We start from the raw sequence: 24558 nt of genomic DNA, 5'->3' as shown, positions 1-24558 counted from the left end.
TAATCCAAAGTTGTTTATTGATTCCACTCAGCGAGCATCGCTTTGATGCGTGCAGGATTAAAGTTATCTGGTTTAGAATAATCCTGGTTTTCCTCGAGCAGCTCGACAGTCACAGGAGCAGAGTCGATACCCTGAGAAGGGACTTCGACATGGGCCGTCCAGGCAATCGCATTCAAAACCAGTTTGCGAAAATCATCGTGTCCCCAGTTCCAATGAAAGTGGCCGCCGGTAAAACCAAAGCCACGCCCGCCATCGGGGCGCTGATAGGCCCAAGCCATGTGTTGGGGCTGTCCAATTTCCTTACGTACTGCGGGATTTCCGCTATGCGGTCCATCAGGGCGTTTAAGTGTTTCTTTGGGAGGAATCGCTGTCAGAATCGGCTGCACGTTTTTCATCTCGGGCTGAAACCGCATGTGATAATACCATTCATCATTGATGGCAAACGGCTCAACACCGTTGGAGATGGGATGAGCGGGCAGACTCTGATAGTCGGCGGTCCAGTGAGGATTCACCGACCACCATTCTTCGAAGTAGCCACCAATCCAGCGTAAAAATGCGTCTCCCGATTCCCCTTTTGGTACTTCGACGCCGTAATGAATGTTGACCATGCCGACGCCATTCTCGGCCAGCTTATTGAGCTCATCCAGATGGGCGTTATAAGGGTGACGGCCACCACCATCGCAGTAAATCACGATCGAATCGGCATCCTGCAGGATGCTGGAGTCTTTAGGCCAGCCTTCGGTGACAACAGTGGCTTCCATATTCAAACCACTCTTGTTCAACGCGTCTGCCAACAGGATGCACCCGGCACGATGCTCGTGTGCTCCATAACCGTGGCTTTTTTTACCGGCAATCAGAACGACTTTTTTTTTAGCGCCGTCGGTCGAAGAAGTTTTGTTTGCTTTCGGGAATTCTTTCAACTCAATATCGCGGAACTGCACGACCATGGGTGGCCCCTGATGAAGCTGCAGTGCGATGATGCCATCTTCCCGTCGCTGTTCGACATCTTCATCGGTCACGTCAACGGTTGTCACGCCATTGATTTTATGAATGAAGTGATTGCCGCGGGCGATAATATGGTAGTCGTTCCAGTCTTCTTTTTTGATTTTCTGCTGAATCTCATTAGTGTCGCCGACAGAACCAACGACTTTGGGTTTATGGTCTTTTCCAATAACGGTCTTCTGCCCGCGTAAACCCAAAATGCCACGAAAGCGTTCGCCGTAGAGAATGCCCGAATAAGTATCGCCGGCTTCAAAGTCACCTTGGTAGCCACCCACACGCCATTTGTCGGCACCGGGAACCGAGAAGCTACGGTATTGTATTCCTGAATTACCATTGATGATTTTATATTTGAGTTTCAATTCAAAATCGCCGGGAGTTCCACCACGCCAGATAATAAATGTATTACCTTTGGTCGGATTTTCTTTGGTAGTTCTGCCTGTGATGGCTCCGTCTTTGACAGACCAGAAACGCGGATCGCCGTCCCAGTTTTTGAGGGTCTTGCCATCGAAGATTGGCTTGAACCCGTCCTCGCCTGCTTCAGAAACAGGAGGGCTTAAAAAGAAAGCCAGACAGAATAAACATAGAAAAATGGGGGTATGAATGTAGATCAAGCGCCGTGACGTCATTAGTCCCTCCGGGAAGATAATCAAATGAGAAAGGTCGTTTCTCACTCTGGCAGGATAAGCTGATACGAATCTCTCTACTATCTTAAACAGGCGGGGGGACGTTTATCTAGCGTGAAACCCAAGATTGCCAAATAGATAAGATTGTTAAGTAATTCATCACTTCGGAGAGAAAATCCAAATTCAGGCCTGGTTCACCATCAGAATTCAGCAAAGGCGTAAAAAAAGGCGCTGTTGCCAGCGCCTGGGTCTTGTTTGTCGCTTTGGATTTGCTTTACTTCAAAAAGACTTCTGCTTCTTCAAGGAAGTTGGGCTCCAGTGCCCGCATTTCGCCGACCGCATCTGCCAGAGCAACAGGAACCACTTGTGTTCCCCGCAGTGCTACCATGTAGCCAAAGTGGTGTTTCAGTGCCAGCCAACCGGCGTGAACACCACATCGTGTTCCAAGCACGCGGTCATAAGCACTGGGTGAACCACCACGCTGCAAGTGTCCGAGTGTCACATGTCGGGTTTCGAAACCAGTTCGTTCTTCGATTAACTTGGCAACGGTTTCGCCGATGCCGCCGAGTTTGACGTGACCGAAATCATCGATTTCCCCATCCTGTGTGGTGACGCCTTCTGCTTCACTGAAATGTGCACCTTCACTGACAATCACGATGCCATATTTTTTGCCTTTTTCCCGCCGTCGCTTTAAGACTTCCACCATCCGGTCCATATCGATTTCGACTTCCGGTACCAGCGTGTAGTCGGCGGCTGTTGCCAGTCCGGAGAACAAAGCAATCCAACCAGCGTGTCGACCCATTGTTTCCACAACCATGACGCGACGATGTGACTCAGCAGTCGTACGCAGACGGTCAACCGCTTCCATGACAATATTGATCGATGAATCAAAACCGAACGTCACATCTGTCGAGCTGAGGTCGTTATCAATGGTCTTCGGGCAGCCGATGACAGGCAGTTTATGATCATTCCAGAGCTTGTTGGCAACACCCAGTGTATCGTCTCCGCCGATAGCAATCAGACAGTCAAGGCCGAGATGTTCAAGTGTTGCAATTACTCTGGGAACATCCTCTTCCGCATTCTTATAAGGATTTGTGCGTGAAGAACCCAGGATGGTCCCCCCCTTGAAGATGATGTCATCTGTGTTTTCGGAAGTCAGTTCAATGTAGTTTCCTTCAATGGCACCACGCCAGCCTTCGAGTAAACCGTAAACTTCACCGCCTGCATTACAGATTACACGTACCGCACCGCGGATTACCGGGTTCAAACCGGGACAATCCCCACCGCCTGTTAAAATACCGACTTTCATTATTCTTCCTGTACCTGTTTCTTAAAAGTAAAGCCTCTAGATCTGCAACGAGACTTGAAAATGTACCATACAACAAATTGAAGTGAGCGAACCTTCGCCTTATTAATCAGGGCGTTTTGCCGACAAGGGACTCAGCTTAGATGCGCGAACGCGTGATCTGACGAGTCTGTTACAATACAAAACGATCCGATTTCACATCGCTTTAATCGTTCGGTCTTTAATTACCAGGTACGTTCGATAAATGTGGTATCGACCTTACCTTCGATGAATGCCGAGTGATTAAAGATCTTTTTCGCCAGCGGGATTGTAGTTTTGATCCCTTCAATGACGAATTCATCCAGACAACGCCTCATACACGCCAGCGACTCTTCACGAGTGGGGCGATGTACGATGAGTTTGCCAATCAGAGAATCATAATAAGGGCCCACTGTGTAACCCTCGTAAATATGCGAATCAAAGCGGACTCCCAGGCCAGCGGGAACTCGCAGCTTTGTAATTTTCCCGGGTGAACCACGAAAATCATTTTCGGGATCCTCAGCATTGATCCGCAGTTCAATCGCGGAACCGTGGCAGGGAATATTTTTCTGTTTGAAATCCAGTTTTTCCCCGGCAGCAACTTTGATCTGCTGTTTGATCAAATCGATGCCGGTGACCAGTTCACTCACTGGATGTTCGACCTGAATTCGCGCATTGACTTCGATAAAGTAGAACTGATTATCTGGCCCGACCAGGAATTCAACCGTTCCGGCATTGGTATACCCGGCTGTTTCGATAAGCCGGCAGGCGGCCTTACAGATATCTTCGCGCACTGAGTGTGGCAAATTGGGAGCCGGGCTCTCTTCCACCAGTTTTTGATGACGCCGCTGCAGACTGCAATCACGCTCCCAGAGATGAACCACGTTCCCATGGTTGTCGGCCATGATCTGGACTTCGACGTGGCGTGGATTTTCGATGTATTTCTCGATGTAAACACCAGCGTTTTTGAAAGCGGCTTCTGCTTCTGCAGCAGCTGCTTTCAAGCCGGCTTTCAGGGAAATATCATTACGGGCAACCCGCATGCCTTTTCCACCTCCACCGGCTGTCGCTTTAATTAGGACCGGATAACCGATTTCCTTCGCCACGCTCAATGCTTCTGTTTCATCGGTTACCAGACCTTCGGTTCCCGGTGATACATGCACATTGGCTGCCTTCGCAATTTCGCGAGCGGAGACCTTATCTCCCAGCTTAGCCATCGCTTCGTGCGGTGGGCCGATAAATTCAATATTGCAGCTGCGACAGACTTCTGCAAAGTGCGCGTTTTCAGCCAGAAATCCGTAACCGGGATGAATGGCCTGCACGTTACCGATTTCAGCCGCACTGATGATGCGATTGATCATCAGATAACTGTCTGTTGCCGCCGGTGGTCCGATACAAATGGCTTCATCAGCTAACGAGAGATAGTGTGCATCCCGATCTGCTTCGCTGAAGACCGCAACGGTTTCGATTCCCATTTCACGACAGGCGCGAATAACCCGCAGTGCGATCTCTCCTCGGTTTGCTACCAGTATTCTTTGAAACATGTGTTTTTGACTTGGTAAAAGGACCTACATCTGAAATTATGGTCGCGACCGTTTAATATACAGCGTTGCGAACATTCTACAAAAAGGCATTAGCCTTGCGTGATTCTGAACAGCGGTTGGCCAAATTCGACCGCTTCACCATCCTTCACCAAAATCTCGGAAATTGTCCCGTTCATCTCAGCAGGAATCTGATTAAAAACTTTCATTGCTTCCACAATGCAGACAATCGTATCGGCGCCGACTTTTGAACCCACACTCACGAATGGAGGATCATCCGGGCTGGGAGAAGCATAGAATGTACCTACTGTCGGGCTCTTGATCACGGGCCCTGATTCCGCTACCGGAGCCGCCGCTTCCTGTGGAGCCGCGGGAGCAACAGGGGGCGCTGGTGCAACAGGCTGCTGATGCTGAACGGGATGATGCATCGCTGCGGGAACCATCGAAATGGTCTCCTGTGAACCACGTCTTAATTTCCAGGTCTCGTCACCACGCTTCAGATTGACTTCCGTCAGTCCGTGCTTCTCCATCATTTCAAACAGTGTTTGAAGTTTGTCCAAATCGAACGGTTCACCTTTCGGCACCTCGTTTTTTGCCATTGACCTACCTTATTTCATATTCTCAAGCTGCACTCGCATTGCCTGTTATCCTGAGGGAATATCAACGCAAACTGTCGTCAGCAACGCATTTCAGTTTCAAACTCAAAGTACCTGACTCTATCTGGAAAGGGATCAAACACACAGATTGCGCGCACGCTCTACCCTGCCCGACTTGCTTAGGTAGAGATTCTAAGCCAAATCACCTTTGAAAACCAAGCGAAACAGGGGGAGTTTCTCTAATAAAATCACGCTCAACGTGTGTTTTACTTATGGATTACAGAAAGCGACCTAAGTCTAAGGCAGTGCATCTTTAACGATTGTAGTGCCCCGCGCGATCAGAGCGAGGAACCGGCAAAATATATATATTCACCTGAACAGTATCGCAATCATCTTGATCTGAAATCATAAGATGACAGACTCAAAGTCCTTTGGAACACTTGTGAGAACATCATGACCGGTTCGAGTAACTAAGACATCATCTTCAATTCGGACTCCGCCCCATCCGGGTAGATAGATGCCGGGTTCGACCGTCACGATCATGCCTGGCTTTAATTCCATGGCAATGTTCCCTCCCAATCGAGGCCCTTCATGAATATCCAGGCCGATCCCATGACCCAGACTGTGTGTGAACTGTTTTCCAAAGCCCGCTTTTTGAATGATGGTACGTGCGGTTTGATCGACTTCCTGACAGGATACGCCAGGACGGATTACTTTGATGGCTGCCACCTGGGCCTTCAGAACGGTCTGGTAAACTTTTTCCAATTTGGCGGAAGCACGTCCGTGGATAATCATGCGGGTTAAATCACTTCGATAGCCTTTCTGTGTCATGGCTCCCCAGTCGACCAACAAAAAAGGCGATTCTCCCATCTGCTTCTGAGTGGGTATGGCATGTGGCAGAGCGGCTCGTTCCCCGACAGCAACAATCGGATCAAAGGCAGCCTGACGTGCTCCAAAACGGCGCATCGCATGCTCCAGTTCATGGGCTCCCTGAAGTTCGGTCATCTCGTCGGTCAGCATGGCACGAAACACTTCATAGCCCCGCTGTGCCTGAGAAACCGCTTCGCGGATCTCCTGAATTTCGGACGCGTCTTTGATCATCCGTAATTCTTCGACCAGACCGGAAACAGGGATCCACTGAACGGCAGGCGAGAGACCGCTTAATGCATCCAGTAAATCACAGGTTACGACGTGGCTTTCAAACCCTAACTTGGGAAGATGCGATTTTTTAAGTACTTTTTCGAGAGCCGCCGTCATTGGCTCTGTCGCCTTACGGATATAAACATCCAGGCCGGGACATTCTTCTTCAAGCTGAGTTGTATAGCGACCATCGCTGATTAAAACAGTCTGGCTTTTACCGATGAGCAAATAACTCGAATCGCCGCTGAAGCCAGTCAGATAGGTCACATTCGTTTCGCTGGTTACCAGCAGTGCCTCTGCGCCAATCCGTTTTAGCTGTGAAATCAATTTCTTTTGCCGGGCAGCGAGATAGTCCTTGCTCATGTTGTTCCTTAGGTCGGGGAGTCCTGTCAGTTATACTTGCTGATATTGATCTGATTAATATCAATTCACCACATCGATCAAACCGGTTATCGAAATTATTCCATTTAAAACGATCAATGCCGGATCTTATACCTTTTATCAGAAATTTGCGAAGAAAAAAAACCGAAGTTTCTGTTTCTTCAGCCAAGGTGCTATGATTTTAGCAGTCTGCCACTTATGGATAAGAACTATCTCTGCTCATTTTTTCTGAATATCGATTTTTCATGGAACAGAAACCGACCGAACTGATCTTCAAGATTCAGGATATGGATTGTGTTGAAGAAGTCTCAATCTTGAAACGGGAGCTTTCCCCGCTGGTTGGCGGCGAGGAGCATTTGTTCTTTGACGTTCTGAACAGACGAATGACCGTCAATCCCCAAGCTGAAAATATCTCAGCCACTGCGATCATGGAAGCCGTCAGCCAGACAGGCATGCGCGCAGAAATCTGGGATGAGAAGAAAAAGCAGGATACAACAGCCTCATTCTGGTCTCGACAGGGGAGAACTCTGCTCACCAGCCTGAGTGGTATCATGATGGGGACCGCTTTTTTGACTCATGTCTACTTAACAGGCAGCATTGGTGCAGCTCTCGGTGCTGAAGAAGCAACGAACGGTTTCATGCCGATTCCAGTGCGGATACAGTATCTGATTGCCATCATCACGGGCATCTGGTTTGTACTTCCCAAAGCCTGGTATGCCTTCAAGCGTTTGCGTCCCGATATGAACCTGCTGATGTGCATCGCCGTCATCGGTGCACTCTGTATTGATGAGTGGTTCGAAGCAGCTGCCGTCGCGTTTCTATTCGCCTTCTCTCAACTACTGGAAGCGTGGAGTGTCGGCCGCGCCCGCAAGGCTGTCGCCGCACTGATGGATCTGACACCTCCGATTGCTCGCGTACGTGATGAAAGCGGGAACGAAACCGTGGTCGCTCCTGAGGAAGTCACAATGGGTGCCACTTTTATTATTCGCCCCGGCGAAAAGATTCCACTGGATGGCCGAATCATCAAAGGCCAAAGCGAAGTAAATCAGGCACCGATTACCGGAGAATCGATCCCAGTGGTCAAACAGGAAGACGATGAAATCTTCGCCGGTACAATCAACGGTGATGGACTCCTGGAAGCAAACTGTAGCAAGTTAGCCGAAAATACAATCCTGGCACAAATCATTCGCATGGTTGGTGAAGCACAAACCCGCCGTGCTCCCTCCGAATTGTGGGTCGAAAAATTCGCCAAAATTTATACACCCATCGTGATGGCCGTGGCGTTACTGATGCTGTTGACACTGCCCACCCTGTTACAGATCTCGTGGCATGATTCACTGTATCGCGCACTGGTGCTACTCGTCATCGCCTGCCCGTGTGCTCTGGTCATATCAACGCCGGTCAGCATTGTGGCCGCTTTAGCATCTGCTGCCCGGAATGGGGTACTGATTAAAGGGGGTGTCTTTGTCGAGACCCCTTCCAAATTGAAAGCACTGGCGTTAGATAAAACAGGCACACTTACGCGTGGGAAACCTGTTGTCACAAAACTTGTTCCTTTGAATGGCCACACGGAATCAGAGCTTCTGGAACGGGCGGCTGCTCTGGAAGCACACAGCAATCATCCCCTGGCGGTCGCCATTCTTGACGCGGCGGAGGAACGTCAGATAGCTTTTGAACCAGCAGACTCCTATCAGATCATTCAAGGGAAAGGTGCCACAGCGCTGATCAAGGGAAGGGAATTCTGGCTGGGCTCGCACCGTTATCTGGAAGAGCGTAAAGAAGAAACGCCCGAAGTCCATGAACAACTGGAAGCACTCTCTAACGCAGGGCAAACCGTAGTCGTAATCGGCAATGAAACGCATGTCTGCGGATTTATCGCACTGGCAGATCGCGTGCGTGAAACATCGGAAGAAGTGATTCGGGAATTGCACGCAGCAGGCGTTGAACAGCTGGTGATGCTGACCGGCGATAATGCGGGCACCGCACAGGCCGTGGCAGAAGAAGTCGGCATGGATCGGGTTCATTCTGAATTATTGCCGGAGGATAAAGTATCTGTCATCGAATCACTGGTGGAAGAATACGAGTTTGTTGCGATGGTCGGTGACGGTGTGAATGACGCACCGGCGATGAGTCGCTCCAGTCTGGGGATTGCGATGGGAGCCGCCGGCAGTGATGTCGCCATTGAATCGGCTGATATCGCATTAATGACCGACGATTTGATGAAAATCCCGTGGTTGATCAGGCACTCGCATCGTACCCTGAAGATCATTCGTCAGAATATCATCTTTGCCTTAAGTATCAAGGTCTTATTTATGGTTCTGATGGTATTGAACCATGCATCTTTGTGGGCAGCGATTGCAGCCGACATGGGAGCCTCGTTGCTGGTGATTTTTAACGGTCTACGACTGCTGCAGAGCAAGCAATTGCGTGATTGACACATGCCTGACGCTTTGTACTTCAGCGTGTGTATTCACTACGGTTTGAAAAGACGGCTTCCGGAATTTCCTGCCCGGCAATCGCTTTGAAGATCTGATTCAGCTGTTTACGATAAATTTCGTCAACACTCACAACTTCGCATCCGCGATCCTTTGCTTCCCGGATCAGATCGGTTTCTTCAGGTAGCTGACTGAGATCCATCACCGTCATATTCTCGCGAAGATAGGCCGGGTTGAATTCGCTCTTACCGTGGCCCAGTTTGAGATCGGGGTCTGTCTGGATCACCACATCGCTCAATGTGTCATACAAATTGGCAAAGGGAACGTAACGAATATCAAACGTACGCGCGATTCCCTGTGCGGCCCGGTCATTATCTGAAGTCACACTGACGACGGCTCCCTGTTGTGCCAGACTGTATACAATGGCTTTCGTCAAACCACTTTGACCGAGGACCAGAATATTTTTGCGTTGGAAAACATTCTCCGTACTCGTTATTTTTCCTTCGAAGGTTGCTTCCAGGCTTTTAAACGCGCTCCGCCGCAGCGTATCGTACGCATGCCATCCATCCGGTTGATTTAGCTGCAAATCACCATAACCGGTCTGTTCTGATGACTCTTCCAGATGCTCGGCCAACGGTAAAATAAATTCTCCCATTCGTGGACAGACTACCAACGAACGAATTTTCAAAATCCCCAACATTTTATGCACCTGTTTGAAGTCGTTGATGACCAGCGGTAAGCAGGTGTAGTCCAGACCTAATTGTTCTGAAGCATTATTGAAGATCTCAATCGTGCGTCGTTCGGCAACACCCAGTCCGGCGACTCCAACAAAACGCGTTTTGGCAGAGATGCTTCGGTGGTGATACACTTCATCCAATTCCGCCAGCGTGGGCTGTCCTTCAAACGCCTCCATCCCCTTTTCCAGTGCGGCGTAAATCCAGGGAGAACCATATTTGATGCCGAGCAGAGAAAACGTAATACCGGCTGCTCCCAATCCCAGGCCGACGACGGGGATCTCGCGTTTCTGACTGATCGCCGCCAGGAGAGGCCAGGCAGTTTGCAGGGTGGGAGTTGGCCAGGTGAACTTGATGATGTCCGCTTTGGCTTCGGCCATTTCATCAAAAATCTCATTCACCTGCGAGAGTGGTTTCTTGAGACTCGTATAACTGATAACGCGTTTGGTTTTGCCAAATCGCGGCACTTGTTGGGCGGTTTCCAGATCAAGTTCGATGTACGCTGGCTCTGCAATAATCGCCTGCTTCAATAACTGAATTCGCTCGGAGTCTGTTCCTTTAAACTGGCCCCCTTCTTCCGGGCGGCGGCAGGATACCAGGATTGGTATCTCAAAGCCGGAAATCAAATCTCCGATATCTGGCGTTTTGATTAATCGATCCAGACAGAGCTCTACCAGGTCCGATTGAGCGGCCGCGTTTAGAATATCAACTTTGGCAAAATTTCGAGACTCGGGAGTCACGGAGATACAAATCATGAGATCACACAATCAATGGGAAAGGAAAAGAACCATCAGAGCCCATCAATTATGCCAGATACATCGAGTAATAAAAGCGCCAATGCTTATCTTCGGACAATTTCTTTCGCCGCAAGATTTATCATATCAACATAAACAAAAAACACCCCCTCTAACAAAGTAAAGGAGGTGTTTATGGAAATTCATCAGAGGTAAAATCACAACAGCGGTTCTGCGTCAGAAGTCAGTTGGTTTACCTTTTTCTGATTGATGTTGCAGGAGCCAAAGGAGGTTGGGCGTTTGCCGAGTGTACTGGTGGCTGAGGAGCTGTTACGCAATTCCCCGATGTACAAGCGCCGCAATTGCACTCGACAACCCACTTATAACCACACTTATCACACGTATAATCGTGTTTTTTCAAGACACGCACGGTTTTAATTTTCCCACATTTCAGTTCACAGCATTTTTGCCAGGGGAAACGCACAGGAGGAATGCAGATCTCTTTGCACTCAATATTATAGCAATGCTTTTTGACTTTTAATGTTTCGACATACAGTCGACAGGATTTACAGCCCTGTGAACAGTAGTTGCTGTTTCCACATGCAACGTTCACATTGTTAGAACAGGGAGCGCCAGGATTGGCATAATTCTGATTTCCCCCCACGGTCATGGCTGAGACTGCCAGTAAGACAATTCCAAGATATTTCATATGACTCTCTTCCTGAAAGATTATATTTGATCGTTCACACTGTGAATTTTGATTCGACCTGCTGTTAGAAGTCGACCATGAATCGTGTACCAAAGATGTCTGACTTACCGCCGGTATAGCCATCGATCGGACCACGATCATCAATTTCCGCATGGATATAGTTAAACTGCATACGAGCGTGAGAGTTCCACCACCAGACCAATCCCAGCGTCCAGTTGCGTTCGTCACCGCCAGTCACATTGCCGTTACTTAAGTCAAGGTATGAGTAACGTGCAGCCACCTGCCAGGCACCCCAACCACTGGCCGTATCTCCATCACAAGTATTGACAAGGAAGAAGTTTTCCAGAGGTTTAACACGAGCAATCGTTCCCGATTTCCGGTCGATAGGCTGGTATTCGCCAGTCAGGAAGTAAGCCGCCTGCACATAAGCACCTTCAAATGTCAGGTCGGAACCAGAACTGCCGCGACCAACATTCGTAACCTGATATTCACTGACAACTGAGAAGGAACCCACGTTTAACATGGCTTCAAATCCAAGTGTATTAAACCAGGTTGCACCAGCGATCCGACCAGTATCCAACCAGCGAGTACTTCCCGTACGTGCTTCGGGGCGTGTCCGGAAACGGGCTTCATTGTTATCCGTTCCGGAACCGGTGGCATCACCATCAGGATTTGCCCACATGTCGGCAATACCCAGGTGCAGGTAACCGCGACCACCGGATGTTTCATCGTACCAGGGAGTTCCTGCCAGACGACCGTTGACACTCATCTGCCCTGCATCACCCACGTATTGGCCATCACCGGCAATGTTTTCCAAGTTAAAGATACCGTAGCGCCAGTTCCAGGTTTCATCTTCCGAAACACCATAAGCACAGATCCCCAGACGCCGGGCATCTTCATTGAACGCTTCAATCACCAGAGGACGTTCCAGGAATGTGTTGTATCGACTACTGTTAAGGTGATCCATACCCAGAGGCCGTTTCTGATTACCAACTAAGAGTGTCTGAAAGACGGGCAGATCTTTCCATCCCATATAAACATCTTTGAAGGCAGGATTTCCGGGATTACCAAAGTCATACTCAAACTTGTAGAGCATGTTATCTTTGATGTCACCGGAAACACCAATACGCAGACGGCGGAACTCAAACCGGTTCTCCGGATCCATCGGGTCACCAGGGTTATTGAAGGCGGCAATACCGGGAGTACTGTCAGAAAAATTCCAGCTATCCAGGTGAATTCGACCAAAGACTTTCAATGTTGTTGCTTTGGAGGCGTCTTTAGCTTTCTTTGCCTGCTCGGATTCGCTGAACTTTTTCCAGTCTTCTTCGAGACTGGATAGACGGCTTTCTAATGCCGGGTCTCCGGCATCATTTCGGAAACTGTTGATCAGCAATTCTTCCGAATCATCGAGACCACCACCCACTTTTTTCAGCTGAGGCGGAAGAGCGGGTGCCGGAGGCGGAGTTTGCAGTTTTTCATCCTGTTTCTGATGTTCTAATTCCTGGATTCGCTTTTCGGCGGTTTCTAATCGCTCCAGCAGGCGTTCCAGTTGATCAGAATTGATTTTCGTATCTTCTGCAAAGACACTTGGAGAGGGTACAATTGCCCCCGCGAGGACTAAAATCCCCGTCAGTTTCATGAATGTGCGCATCTTCATCCCTGATGTATCATCGCCCGGAATCCATTTCGGGCAAGGTTGTGCTAATTTCACTATTCATCGTGCGAATACACTAGATAGTCCGATTCCTATAGTCGCTTATCGGTGATTCTTTTTTTAAGCATATATTAAGAAATGATGAAGAAGCTCTGCATTCCGTCTCCCATTAGCTACACACCCGACAGAGCCCCTAATCGGAACATTTTAACGCAGTAAAGCTCGCACTCATCTGAACTTATCACTACTTTTGAGTGATGCCCGTCTGCCCGGCAGGCAATCAAAACTTGTCGGTCAATGAGGTAAATAACTGTATTTCAAGGGTTTTACTTTGACTCAACTCACATTTGAGCAGAAGTTCGAAAACTTAGCTGAGAAGGTCCAAACAGGCTCTTGCCTTGATCTCTTATAAAAGTTAAATTCAATCGCAATTAGTTTGCTATTACAATACATGAATGCCGATGGTAAACCCTTTCGGCTATCTCACGTCTTCAACTTAGATCTCAGCTGGCAGTTTAAACTCAATGAAACCTCTTTCTCCTTTTAAGAATGACGTTAAATTAACGCTGTTCCTGCTGATGATCCCCCTGGTTCTGTTCCTGGTCGCACCCGGTTTTTTCATTTCGCGCGCCACCATGGCCGCCGAACACACTCATCCGCATCCAGAATCGGAAAACACACCAGAGGAACCCACAGAAATATCCCCACAGAAAACCGGCAAAACGTGGGCGTATACTCTGCTGGGAATCTATTGCAGTGTGATCGTCTTTTCATCACTGTTAGGGGGCTGGCTTCCTTCACTGATCCGATTAACACACACGCGCATGGAAACGTTAATCAGTTTCGTAGGTGGCCTCATGCTGGGAATTGGCGTGTTCCATCTGCTGCCGCACGCAGTCGCGGAAATGGGGTCCGTAGATCGCGCTGTCTGGTGGATGATGGTGGGAATCGTGACACTCTTCTTCTTACTGCGAACGTTCCACTTTCACCAACATGGAACCGTGAAACTTGATGAGGAAGAAGACCACAAACACGACCATGATCATGACTGTGATCATCATCACGCGCACGCCCCGGTACACTCCCATAACCATTCACACCAATTGAGTTGGATCGGGATTGCACTCGGTCTGGCACTGCACACGCTGATTGACGGGCTGGCACTGGGTGCCAGCATCATCGCCGAACAACATCATGAAGTCTTTCTGTCTCTTTTCGGGTTGGGAACATTTCTGGCGATTACTCTGCACAAACCGTTAGACGCGGTTTCCATCACCTCTCTGATGGCCGCCGGGGGCTGGTCTGCAGGCTGGCGAAATGCGGTCAATATCGGTTTCGCTTTGATGTGTCCTCTGGGTGCGCTCCTGTTTTTCCTGGGCGTTCAGCAGTTTTCCGGTATTCAGCATATCATCATTGGATGTGCCCTCGCCTTTTCCGCTGGCGTTTTTATCTGTATCTCACTGGGAGATTTGCTGCCAGAAATGGAATTTCATTCCCACAATCGGTTCCGACTCTCGTTTGTGTTATTGCTGGGAATCGCATTGGCTTATGGCATCGGATTTATTGAGCCTGGACACGTGCATGATCATGGCGGCCAATCCGAAGATTCGCATGACCACGACCACAAACATGAGCACTAGATTAAAGAGTGCCGCTCAATTTTCCTCGCACTCGCTGCAAATGCCCTTCAACAGTATTTCCGTGACTGTGCCGACTTGAGCCCATTGCTTATTTTTGGGCGTCTTGAACTCAACGTCGTGCAGGCAGGAAACACTGCCGCATTCGGTGCAGACAAAATGAGGGTGCTCTGCATCTTCCGGTTCATCCGGATTGCGCAGCTCAAACCGCCACGCATGGTCTCCCAGTTCGGTCCGCTTGACAAGTCCCGCTTCAGCAAGATCGATTAGATTGCGATACACGGTTGCCTTATCAAACCCCATCGGAGTCAGATCTTCTGCGATCTCAGCATGAGTGAGAGGTGAAGTCGCCTTGCGCAAAAATTGAATCACGGTAATCCGAGCTGCAGTGCTTCGCAAACCACTATTGCGCACTAGCGTGCGTATTTCATCAATTTCTTCTGCCTGGGACAGATTTTTCATTATGTTAGATCCGGGCACCCCACAGTGCCATTGAGTGAATAAACGGTTTCAATCATTGCATATTAGCCATTATATACCTGAATTACGAGATACAGGAGCTTATTTGTCGTTTCTCTGCATTTCTCGGGTAGTCGGCGAATATCCTCTCCAGCAGGGAATCCAGCACCAAACGGCATAACAATAGGCTTCATAATCTCCACCAAACCGCTGCTGGAGGTCCTGTTCTTCAATGGGGCGCAAACAATAATTCCAGAGAAAAAAGCCAACAATGATGTAACACAGTGTTAACCAGGAACCACAAAACAAAGCAACTGCAGCACCTTGTGTCAGACCCGCGAGGGCCATCGGGTTCCGCACATACCGATAGGGGCCGACAATCACCAGATGGCGTGCCGTATCGAAGGGAAGAGGAGTCCCCCGGCCATAAATTCCCATCAGCGCACCGCTGGTCAAACCCAGACTCCCCCCCAGAACAAAAAACAGTGCGCCCCACATCCGTTGTCCGGAGAAATGAAATGGATTCCAGCCGAGCACTGATTCCAGCCACATTAGACCAGCGGGGATGACCAACAGAAACAGACTCCAGAAGAAGACTGTCTGCAAAAAAATCTTGAGCAGAATCCACCAGAGGGGAGACTCTTGTGCAGCCGGAATAAACAACATTTTCATTGGGGCCGATTTCCTCAAACATCAATGTGCTGACCACTGGTCAATACAAAGCTGATTCGCAACATCGCACTCATACAGCACAACATGATCAGCGTACCAGGCCAGCCGCCATGCGTCGAAAGACTGAGGGCAACACAGTATAAACTGGCATAACTAATTCCACCCGTTAAAAAATAAATCACCGGCAGAGACCAGACTCGTGTTCTACTGAATCCATAAGCGGCGACCAGTGATCCCACAATGAAAATCGAGAAATCAGGTAGCCAGAATGAAATTAATACCCGCTCTGAAAGGGTATCTGACAGGAAGAACGCGCGGCTCTCAGGCATTTGAATCAGCAGATACCACCAGAGAATGCCTCCGACCCCCTGAGCAAGCAAATAGAAAATGATCCCGTTTTTCAGGTTCCGTATTAATTTCATATTGTCAATCGTACCGGAAACGAAGACGATTTTAGAATAGAGATTTGAAATCTCTACCTGTAATATGATAGTTTGAATGGTTCCGAGTGACAGAGACAGACTCCAGATTGATCAAATCCCACCAGAACGAAGGCCCTCGCAATATGAAACGACTGTTCCTTACCGCCGCCCTTGTCTTCAGCATTTGCCTGATTTGCAGTCAAACCAGTCAGGCACAACGCCCCAAACCAAATTATGATGAAAGCAAGGTCCCGGAGTTCAAGCTCCCCGATCCGCTGGTGACTTCCGAGGGGGAGAAAGTGGACTCAGCCGAGGAGTGGCAGAAGGTCCGTCGTCCCGAAATTCTGGAACTCTTCGAAAGTGAAGTCTACGGCAAGAGCCCTGCACCACCAAAAGACATGCTGTTTGAGGTCACTTCACAAAAAAATGATGCACTGAATGGTAAAGCGATCCGAAAGGAAGTCTCTATCTATTTTTCCGGCAAAAAAGAAGAGCCGCGGATGGATCTGTTGATCTATCTGCCCGCCAAAGCAACAAAGCCGGTCCCTGTCTTCATCGGACTCAACTTTTATGGCAACCATACCATCACCGAAGAAAAGGATGTTAAACTCTCAGACAAATGGATGCGGGCCAATAAAGACAAAGGAATTGTAGATCACCACGCCACAGAAAAATCGCGTGGGACCTCGGCTTCACGCTGGCCCATCGAAAAGATCATTGATCGTGGCTATGGACTGGTCGCCATCTACTGCGGTGACATCGATCCCGACTATGATGATGGCTTCAAGAACGGCGTTCACGCCCTATTTAATTCCAAACAGAAGCCCGCGCCCGATGAGTGGGGCACGATTTCTGCCTGGGCCTGGGGACTCAGCCGTGCGATGGATTATCTGGAAACCGACAAGCAGATCGACGCGAACAAAGTCGCCGTCATGGGACATTCGCGCCTCGGTAAGACATCCCTCTGGGCCGGTGCACAGGATCCGCGATTTGCGCTGGTCATTTCGAATGACTCAGGATGTGGTGGAGCGGCTCTCAGCCGACGCCGTTTTGGTGAGACCCTGAATGTCATCAATAATGCGTTTCCACACTGGTTCTGTGACAATTTCAACAAGTACATCGATAAAGAAGAAGAGTTGCCCGTGGATCAGCACATGTTGATCTCTCTGATCGCCCCGCGCCCCGTGTATGTTGCCAGTGCCGAAGATGATCGATGGGCGGACCCCAACGGAGAATTCTTATCCGTGAAGTACGCTGAGCCGGTCTATAAACTATTGGGGACATCGGGATTCGGTGCCAAAGAGATGCCAAAAGTCAATCAGCCAATCCAACAGCAGATGGGATATCATATCCGAACCGGCAAGCATAATGTCACCGATTTTGATTGGCAGCAATACCTCGATTTTGCAGACCAACACTTTAAAGGCAGCTAATCAGGGCAACACTCACCCGGAAGCGACAACCTGATCACCAGTTTAAGCCAAGATCAGTGCGTCTTGTGCTTTACAGAGCCCACTTCAATTCCGAATTCCTTCCATCGATCAGGTTTTCACTTCTGCAGGGGGAGAATTCGGTAACGCCGCTTGCCTCTGCCTGAAAACACACGATAATATGAGGGAGTGCTTTTTTACTATTTTAGATCGATCTGACGATTCCAATATGATGATTTACCGTATCCAGCTCCCTTGCTTGTCAAACATACGTTCCAGCGGACTCTGTCTGATTATTCTGATTCTGGCCTCACTGCCTGCTTCGTTTGCGCAGGCCGATAAAGCCTCTGATGAATTTCAACTGGCCATCGGTCTGTATAAACAAAACCGCTGGGAACTGGCAACGGAGACTTTTCAGAAATACCTGAAAAATTATCCGACCCATACGAACGTCCCTCTGGCAAAATTTTATCTTGGTCTGACACTCGTTAATCAGCAAAAATACAAGGAAGCCCGAGAGGTTCTGCGAGACTTTGCCAAACAGTATCCCAAAAATAAAAACCTGCCTGATGCATTATATCGCATCGCAGAATGCAGTTATCTGCTCGATGATCTGAAAGCGGCAGAAAAAGAATTCACGGACTTTCTCAAACAGTATCCTAACCATGCTCTGGAAGAATGGGCGTATCCCTACTTCGGCGATGTCATGCTCAGGCAAGGTAAAGCCGAGCTGGCAGTCAAAAGTTTTCAGAGGTCCCTGGATCGGCACCCCAAAGGGGCGATGTCCGAAGACGCGCAGTTTGGTCTCGCATCCGCCTATTTACGAAATAAGCAGCCTGAAGAAGCAGAAAAACGCTTCAAGGAAATCGCCGGCAAAAAAAATCATTCCCGTGCCAGCGACGCACAGATGTCATTAGCCACATCGCTGTTTGATCGGGGACAATTTCAGGAAGCAGCCAAGGTGTTTTTGGAACTTCCTGTGAAGTTTCCGGAGAGTCCGCTAGGAATCACCGCCCGATTGAATGCCGGTTACGCGTTTTACGATATGCACGAATACACAAAAGCGATCGAACAGTTTGAGATTGTCGCCAAAGACCCCAAACAGGCTGCAAACGCTCTGTATTGGAAAGGGGTCAGTCTGAAGGGAGCCAATCAGCTCTCCGATGCGATTATTGCCTTTGAACAGGCACTCAAATCAAAGCCAACTCCCAAACAGAAAGAGTTAACGAACTACCAGCTGGCTGATACGTTACTGCGTTCCGGGAAACCGGCGGCGGCCAAAACCTTATTCCTCGAACTGGTAAAGCAATTCCCCGACAGTGATCTCGCCGACGACAGCCTGCACTTTGCCGTTGAAGCCGCCATGCTGACGGATCAACTGGCAGAAGCAGAACAGCTGGCGGCACAGTTTGAAAAAGCGTATCCCCAAAGCGGTTTGCGGCTGCACCAGGAGCTACTCAAAGGCCGCATTCGCGATACCAAAGGTAAGCCAGAAGACCTTAAGGCAGCGCTGAATCACTTCCAGACAGTTCTCGATCAAACAAAACTGGAGAACACCCGACTGCTGGCCCGGCTTTATCTGGCTCGCACGTATCAGAAATTAAAAAAGTATGACAAATCGATTCAAGTTTTAGAGTCTTATCTAAAAGATCCTGAAACAGACAAATCCTCGAGCGAATATGCTGATGCACTGGTTCTGCAAAGTAACAGCTTCAACTCGCTGCAGAAGTATGCGGAAGCGGAATCACTTTCAAAAGAATATCTGAAACAGTTTCCTAATGAAGTCAGATTTAATCAGATCCTCGCAAACCTGATCATCATCGCGGACAAAAATGAGAAAGCGAAAGAGGTTGATCAGTATTTGGATCAACTGCAGACACGGAAGCCAAACGCCGACCTGCTCATTCAGACCTATCGCCAGTTAGCCGAACGAAACTACGAGAAAAAACAGTGGGAGCGATCTAAAAATTTCTTTGCAGAAATCGCCAAAAGTGGTTCGGATTCGCCGGAATATCCAGCTGGACTTTCCGGCCTGGCGTGGAGTGAATTTCAACTGGGTGAAAATCAACAGGCAGCTGAACACTTCGAACAGTTTGTCAAAGAATTTCCCAAAAGCCCGCTAGCCGCTGAGGCGACGTATATGCAGGGACGCAGTCTGGAAAACAATAAGCAACTGGAAGCAGCGGTAGCCGTTTATCAAAAAGCATTATCGCAATTTGCTCCTTCACGCTACGCGATGCTTGCTGGCTTGCAGGCCGCAAGAACTTTATTCCAATTAAAGGACATTGATGCCGTCAATCAGGCTTATGAAGCACTGCTGCTGAAATTTCCCAAAGCAGATAATCTGGATAAAATTCTGGATGAATGGGCGTTGATCAATTACGAAGCAGAACAGTTTGAACAATCGGATGAGATTTTCCGACGTCTGGTAAAAGAAACGCCTGAGAGCGATCTGGCCGACAACGCGCGATTGAGCCTCGCAGAAAGTGATTTAATCGCGGGCAAGCTGGAAGCAGCAGCGAAAACATTTGATGAATTGCAGGCTTCACCCAAGTCCGATAAAAAAGTGCAACAGGTGTCTCTGTATCGACTGATCGAAATCAACCTTGAGCTGCAAAAATGGGATCAGGTTGAAAAATTTTCGAAAGCGTTACTCAAACGTTTTCCTAAGAATGAATACGCGGCATTTGCCCAATTTCACCAGGCTGAGGCGACCCTGTATCAAAACCAGATTGAACCCGCTCAGACCGAATTATTGAAACTGGTCGACGACAAGAAAATAAAAGAGCTGAGCCAGGAACCCTGGTACCCTCGCGTCTGGGTGCTGTTAGCAGAAACCTATTTCCGTCAAAAAAAATACGATGAGGTTCAACAGACGGTCGACCAGTTCCGCAGTTGGGATTCAAAAAGCCCCTTTCTGTATCAAGCCGAAGAAGTGCTCGGACGCAGCTTAAAAAATCAGGCGAAATTTGCGGAAGCACGCAAAGTCTTTCAGAAGATTATTGATTCTGAAAACGGCAGACGCACCGAAACCGCAGCCAAATGCCAGTTTCTACTGGCAGAAACTCTGATGATTCAGGAAAAGTTCAAAGAAGCACTGCTGGGGTATCTGCAAGTCGATATCCAGTATCAATTTCCCGAATGGCAGGCCCCGGCTCTGTTCCAGGCGGGAATGTGCCACGAAGCGCTGAACGAATGGGCTCAGGCTTTAAAAACGTATCAGGACTTCCTGAAGCGTTTCCCTGAACATGAACTGGTTCCTCGCGCCAAAGAACGCGTAAAGGCTGTTCAGTCCCAAATCGGCAAGAAACAATAAATTCTACCCCTCCCGACGACATACATCACCGCCACTTCCACCTGGGAATTCCGATTCCAGACTCGACGGGAAAACCAATCTGACGTAAACTAGGTCTCATCCTGTAATCGTATCGTGATTACGATGTCAGAATTTTCAGTTCCAACAGCGCAGCATGAGACCTGAATCAGGCCAGCATCAGAAACCTGTGGCACGTCTCCAATCAATTTAGAGTGACTTTCATTGCTCATGATCAATTTTATCAGCAGCCTAAAACAGCCCTCCGCTGATCACACCGATCGGGGACAATGTGCGCATTTCTTTTATAAGCGCATTTCTCGGTTACTACTACAGTTCGTCATGATTGCTTCAGTCTCGCTATTGCTGTTTTCCGGTTCTGCGAAAGCCCAGGAACGATTACCCAAAGTCGTGGAATCCGTCAATGGAAAACTGGTGGAAGTCACTGATCCCAATGGCCCGCTGCCAGAAGACGGTCAGCCGATCAAACGGAATACGGTCATCCCTTCCACTCCGGAAGACATCATTCAGGAGATGGGTTATTTTCTGCTGCCGTTTGTGATCGCCTCAGTCATTTCCATGTGGTTTATCATTGAGCGACTGGTGATCCTCAGATCAGGACGCGTGATCCCCCGGCATTTTGTCAGTCGATTCCTGAAACTTCTGAAAGATGGCAAACTCAATGCGCGTTCTGCACTGAAACTCTGCGAAGAGAACCCCAGTCCGATTGCTTCAGTCTTTGCACACGGCGTTCGTAAATGGGGCAAGCCCAGTGTCGAAGTCGAACAGGCCATCATCGATGGCGGCGAGCGACAACTCTCGCAACTCCGCAAACACTTGCGCGTCATCAATGGCGTGGCTACCGTAGCCCCCCTGATGGGTCTCCTGGGAACCGTCATCGGTATGATTCAGGCATTCAATGAAATTGCCAACAGTAGCGCAATGGGCAAAGCCGAAGAGCTGGCCGTCGGAATTGCGATGGCCCTGTTAACAACGGCCTTCGGTCTGGGAATCGCGATCCCCTCGCTCATCATGTATATGTACCTGGCAGGCCGCGTGGATGGACTGGTCATGGAAATGGACCAAAATGCACAAGACTTAGTGCATCTCATCTCGGCGGAAGGCCTGGCCGCCAGTGCTGCCAGCCGCAAAACAGTCCCGACCCCGAAAACCAAAGCGGATAAGACGACGAGTAAGTCGTAACAACACGGGTTCGAATCATCATTGCCCTGTTACTTTTCATCATTGTACCATCGTTCTCTCTCTGCAACCTGCTTCCATTGCTCCCTGGTAATCACATCCATGTTTTGCATATTTGTACCAGTCAGGACACACTTCTCATCCCACGAAATCAGCTCCTGTATATCAGCTGGGCATTGTGCGGATAGCTTTGGAATTGTCTGAGTATCAAATCTCCAAAAACCATTTTTAATCAACCCCATAATCTCTCTGACATTTTTGGGTTTACGCGTCGCTGACCAGGATAAGATTTGATTTACTATTTCCTCGTTCTCTTTAACATCATCGTCCAAATTCCAATAGTTGAATTCTCTAAATAAATATTTAGATTCACTAGCCTGCTGCAAGACGATCGAATAGTCAGATTGAGATTCAGGGTCATAGTAACAGGGATCTATGTTGTTTTTTGTTTCCTGAAGTGTAATTACAAAGGGATCAATCCATACAAGCCGGCTGGAGATCAACTGAAAAATCCGTTGAAGCTCTGGAAATAATCGATCAACCTCAAAGCATCTTTGCAGTAAGCTCAGAACTTCTTTTTTTGCTTCTACCTTAATGCGGTTAATTTCGTTCATCATAGATTCAATTCTTAATAGCATCCAATTAATGCTTCTCTCAATCATAAATAGAAATGAATAGCACAGACCGATTTCAGTACTTGAAAAGCACCCTATTCCAATCCCTGGTTATCAGTTACATTTTTGCCATATCATAAATCCTCTGGCCTTCCCTAAGTAAAATGTACAAACACCCCCTGCTAAGTTGTTCCGAAGCCTATCCCTATTTACAATAGAACCAGTTTTCTGTCAGGTGGTTCGGTGCCTCGCATCGCTCTCATGACTGATTTACTCTTTATCTTACCCACAAAGAGACTCACCATCTTACCCACAAAGAGACTCACCATGGCCGAATCGAAAGAATTCCAGGCAGTCCCTCAGGAAGAAGATTTGTCTCAAATCGAGCGTGATCTGAAGTTCTACCCTTCCACCACAACGAAACCGAAGCGTTTAACTGTTGAGCAGGTCGAGCAATTCAATCAGGACGGTTATCTGCGAAGCCTTCCGATTTTCGATGAACGCGAAGTACTGGAAAATCGGGAGTACTTTGACCGCCTGCTGGAAGCCGTCATCGCAGCCGGCGGGGACAGCTATTCCATCAGCACTGCCCATATGAAATACGGTAAGGTCTACGATCTGTTAACACATCCCAAAATTGTAGCGTATGTGAAAGATCTGCTGGGAGAAAACCTGATCGCCTGGGGGTCGCATTTCTTCTGTAAAATGCCTCATGATGGTAAATCGGTTGCCTGGCATCAGGATGCCAGCTATTGGCCGTTGTCTCCCTCGAAGGCAGTCACGGTCTGGCTGGCCATTGATGATGCTGACCCTGAAAATGCCAACATGCGATTTATTGCCGGCAGCCATCATTTTGGACACATGACCTATCGCCCGAGTGGCTCCCATGAAGATAATGTTCTCAATCAGACCATTGATAATCCTGAGCAATATGGTTCTCCCATTGATGATGCTCTCAAAGCGGGAGAAATTTCCATCCATTCCGATCTGCTTTTGCATGGTTCTGAAGCCAATCAATCCGATCGCAGACGCTGTGGTTTGACACTTCGCTACTGCGCCGCCGACGTCCGCGCCGGCATGGATTGGAACGCCAAAGGAGTAATTGTGTCTGGTTCTGATCCGTCCGGACACTGGCTCAACCCTCCGCGTCCTGAAAACGACTAAACTTTGACCCGCAGTCTGGAATCCACCACCAATGCAAAAATACTATGCGGAAATTTTTGGCACCTTTATTCTGCTGTTTTCCGGCGCAGGTGCCATCGTCACAAATCAGGTATCAGAGGGAACTGTCACCCATGTCGGGATCGCACTTGTCTTTGGGATGGTCGTCACTTCGGTAATTTACGCGATTGGTGAGATTTCCGGAGCTCACATCAACCCGGCAGTCACGATTGCTTTCTGGGTCGCGCGGCGTTTTCCCGGGAAAGAAGTGATTCCTTATATTATCTGTCAGGTGATCGGTGCAATGGCGGCGTGCCTGTTACTAAAACTGACTTTCCCAGGTCTGGCCAATTATGGCATGACGATTCCGGCCGGCAGTGACCTGCAATCATTGATTCTGGAACTCGTTCTGACCTGGATGCTGATGTTTGTCGTATTGTGCGTCAGTACGGGCGCTAAAGAAACCGGAATTCTGGCCGGTGTCGCCATTGGTTCCGTAATCGCATTGGAAGCGATGTTTGCTGGTCCGATCTGCGGTGCATCCATGAATCCGGCTCGTTCGTTAGCCCCGGCGCTGGTCAGTGGAAACCTGAACTCGCTCTGGCTCTATTTTGTTGGTCCCATAGTCGGTGCGATCCTGGCGGTCCCTTCACTGTGGCTGGTTCGTAATAATCACAATCAGACTTCTGCAGATGAGACACCAGACACGTTCGAAACGTAAAACTCAAATGACGAATTAGAAGAAGGCGTCACATCGTCACAGTCAATCACTAATCG

Annotated in this window: 18 protein-coding genes; 7 read left to right on the top strand and 11 right to left on the bottom strand. The window is 48.8% G+C overall.

Annotated elements, in window-relative coordinates:
• Positions 1–14 precede the first annotated feature (14 nt).
• The 5 genes from Enr17x_RS01640 to Enr17x_RS01620 form a co-directional block, all read right to left on the bottom strand.
• Positions 15–1628 (bottom strand): DUF1080 domain-containing protein, encoded by a 1614-nt coding sequence (locus Enr17x_RS01640; RefSeq protein WP_145305511.1) that lies wholly within the window; start codon positions 1626–1628, stop codon positions 15–17.
• A gap of 271 nt (positions 1629–1899) precedes the next feature.
• A complete protein-coding gene (locus tag Enr17x_RS01635) occupies positions 1900–2934 on the bottom strand; it encodes a 6-phosphofructokinase (RefSeq protein ID WP_145209993.1) in 1035 nt (344 codons plus the stop codon).
• A gap of 221 nt (positions 2935–3155) precedes the next feature.
• Positions 3156–4493, bottom strand: coding sequence for an acetyl-CoA carboxylase biotin carboxylase subunit (gene accC, locus Enr17x_RS01630; protein ID WP_145305510.1), 1338 nt, complete (start codon positions 4491–4493; stop codon positions 3156–3158).
• 89 nt (positions 4494–4582) lie between these two features.
• Complete coding sequence (accB, locus tag Enr17x_RS01625) at positions 4583–5089, bottom strand: acetyl-CoA carboxylase biotin carboxyl carrier protein (protein ID WP_145305509.1); 507 nt, start codon at positions 5087–5089, stop codon at positions 4583–4585.
• A gap of 402 nt (positions 5090–5491) precedes the next feature.
• The gene (locus Enr17x_RS01620) at positions 5492–6589 is read right to left on the bottom strand and encodes a M24 family metallopeptidase (RefSeq protein WP_145305508.1); all 1098 of its coding nucleotides are present in this window, start codon (positions 6587–6589) and stop codon (positions 5492–5494) included.
• A 263-nt stretch (positions 6590–6852) separates the two neighbouring features.
• Here Enr17x_RS01620 and Enr17x_RS01615 point away from each other — a divergent pair, with 263 nt between their 5' ends.
• Entirely contained in the window at positions 6853–9042 is a 2190-nt protein-coding gene (locus Enr17x_RS01615) for a heavy metal translocating P-type ATPase (protein WP_198000911.1), read from the top strand.
• 22 nt (positions 9043–9064) lie between these two features.
• Here Enr17x_RS01615 and Enr17x_RS01610 read toward each other — a convergent pair whose 3' ends face one another.
• Complete coding sequence (locus Enr17x_RS01610; RefSeq protein ID WP_145305507.1) at positions 9065–10531, bottom strand: type I 3-dehydroquinate dehydratase; 1467 nt, start codon at positions 10529–10531, stop codon at positions 9065–9067.
• Between the two features lie 752 nt (positions 10532–11283).
• A complete protein-coding gene (locus Enr17x_RS01605; RefSeq protein ID WP_198000910.1) occupies positions 11284–12870 on the bottom strand; it encodes an OprO/OprP family phosphate-selective porin in 1587 nt (528 codons plus the stop codon).
• A 527-nt stretch (positions 12871–13397) separates the two neighbouring features.
• Between Enr17x_RS01605 and Enr17x_RS01600 the strand changes: the two genes are divergently transcribed.
• Positions 13398–14513: a ZIP family metal transporter gene (locus Enr17x_RS01600; RefSeq protein WP_145305505.1), complete on the top strand. Its 1116-nt coding sequence runs from the start codon at positions 13398–13400 to the stop codon at positions 14511–14513.
• A 15-nt stretch (positions 14514–14528) separates the two neighbouring features.
• On the opposite strand, the gene Enr17x_RS01595 is transcribed toward Enr17x_RS01600, so the two are convergent.
• From Enr17x_RS01595 to Enr17x_RS01585, 3 genes are all read right to left on the bottom strand, one after another.
• A complete protein-coding gene (locus Enr17x_RS01595; protein WP_145305504.1) occupies positions 14529–14972 on the bottom strand; it encodes a Fur family transcriptional regulator in 444 nt (147 codons plus the stop codon).
• Between the two features lie 99 nt (positions 14973–15071).
• Entirely contained in the window at positions 15072–15641 is a 570-nt protein-coding gene (locus Enr17x_RS01590) for a methyltransferase family protein (RefSeq protein ID WP_145305503.1), read from the bottom strand.
• A gap of 14 nt (positions 15642–15655) precedes the next feature.
• Entirely contained in the window at positions 15656–16063 is a 408-nt protein-coding gene (locus Enr17x_RS01585) for a hypothetical protein (protein WP_145305502.1), read from the bottom strand.
• Between the two features lie 143 nt (positions 16064–16206).
• Here Enr17x_RS01585 and Enr17x_RS01580 point away from each other — a divergent pair, with 143 nt between their 5' ends.
• From Enr17x_RS01580 to Enr17x_RS01570, 3 genes are all read left to right on the top strand, one after another.
• Positions 16207–17496, top strand: coding sequence for an alpha/beta hydrolase (locus Enr17x_RS01580; RefSeq protein WP_198000909.1), 1290 nt, complete (start codon positions 16207–16209; stop codon positions 17494–17496).
• 226 nt (positions 17497–17722) lie between these two features.
• Complete coding sequence (locus Enr17x_RS01575; protein WP_198000908.1) at positions 17723–20809, top strand: tetratricopeptide repeat protein; 3087 nt, start codon at positions 17723–17725, stop codon at positions 20807–20809.
• Between the two features lie 339 nt (positions 20810–21148).
• A complete protein-coding gene (locus Enr17x_RS01570) occupies positions 21149–22009 on the top strand; it encodes a MotA/TolQ/ExbB proton channel family protein (protein ID WP_145305500.1) in 861 nt (286 codons plus the stop codon).
• A 29-nt stretch (positions 22010–22038) separates the two neighbouring features.
• Here Enr17x_RS01570 and Enr17x_RS01565 read toward each other — a convergent pair whose 3' ends face one another.
• Positions 22039–22623 carry a hypothetical protein gene (locus Enr17x_RS01565; protein ID WP_145305499.1) on the bottom strand — a complete coding sequence of 195 codons (585 nt, stop codon included), beginning with the start codon at positions 22621–22623 and terminating at the stop codon, positions 22039–22041.
• A gap of 324 nt (positions 22624–22947) precedes the next feature.
• On the opposite strand from Enr17x_RS01565, the gene Enr17x_RS01560 reads away from it, so the two are divergent.
• Together Enr17x_RS01560 and Enr17x_RS01555 are read left to right on the top strand one after the other, a co-directional pair.
• Positions 22948–23784 (top strand): phytanoyl-CoA dioxygenase family protein, encoded by an 837-nt coding sequence (locus Enr17x_RS01560; RefSeq protein WP_145305498.1) that lies wholly within the window; start codon positions 22948–22950, stop codon positions 23782–23784.
• A 31-nt stretch (positions 23785–23815) separates the two neighbouring features.
• Positions 23816–24502 carry an MIP/aquaporin family protein gene (locus Enr17x_RS01555; protein ID WP_145305497.1) on the top strand — a complete coding sequence of 229 codons (687 nt, stop codon included), beginning with the start codon at positions 23816–23818 and terminating at the stop codon, positions 24500–24502.
• Positions 24503–24558: the final 56 nt, after the last annotated feature.

The organism is Gimesia fumaroli (assembly GCF_007754425.1).
GTDB classification, from domain to species: Bacteria; Planctomycetota; Planctomycetia; order Planctomycetales; family Planctomycetaceae; genus Gimesia; species Gimesia fumaroli.
This window is presented reverse-complemented; position numbering and strand designations above follow the sequence as displayed.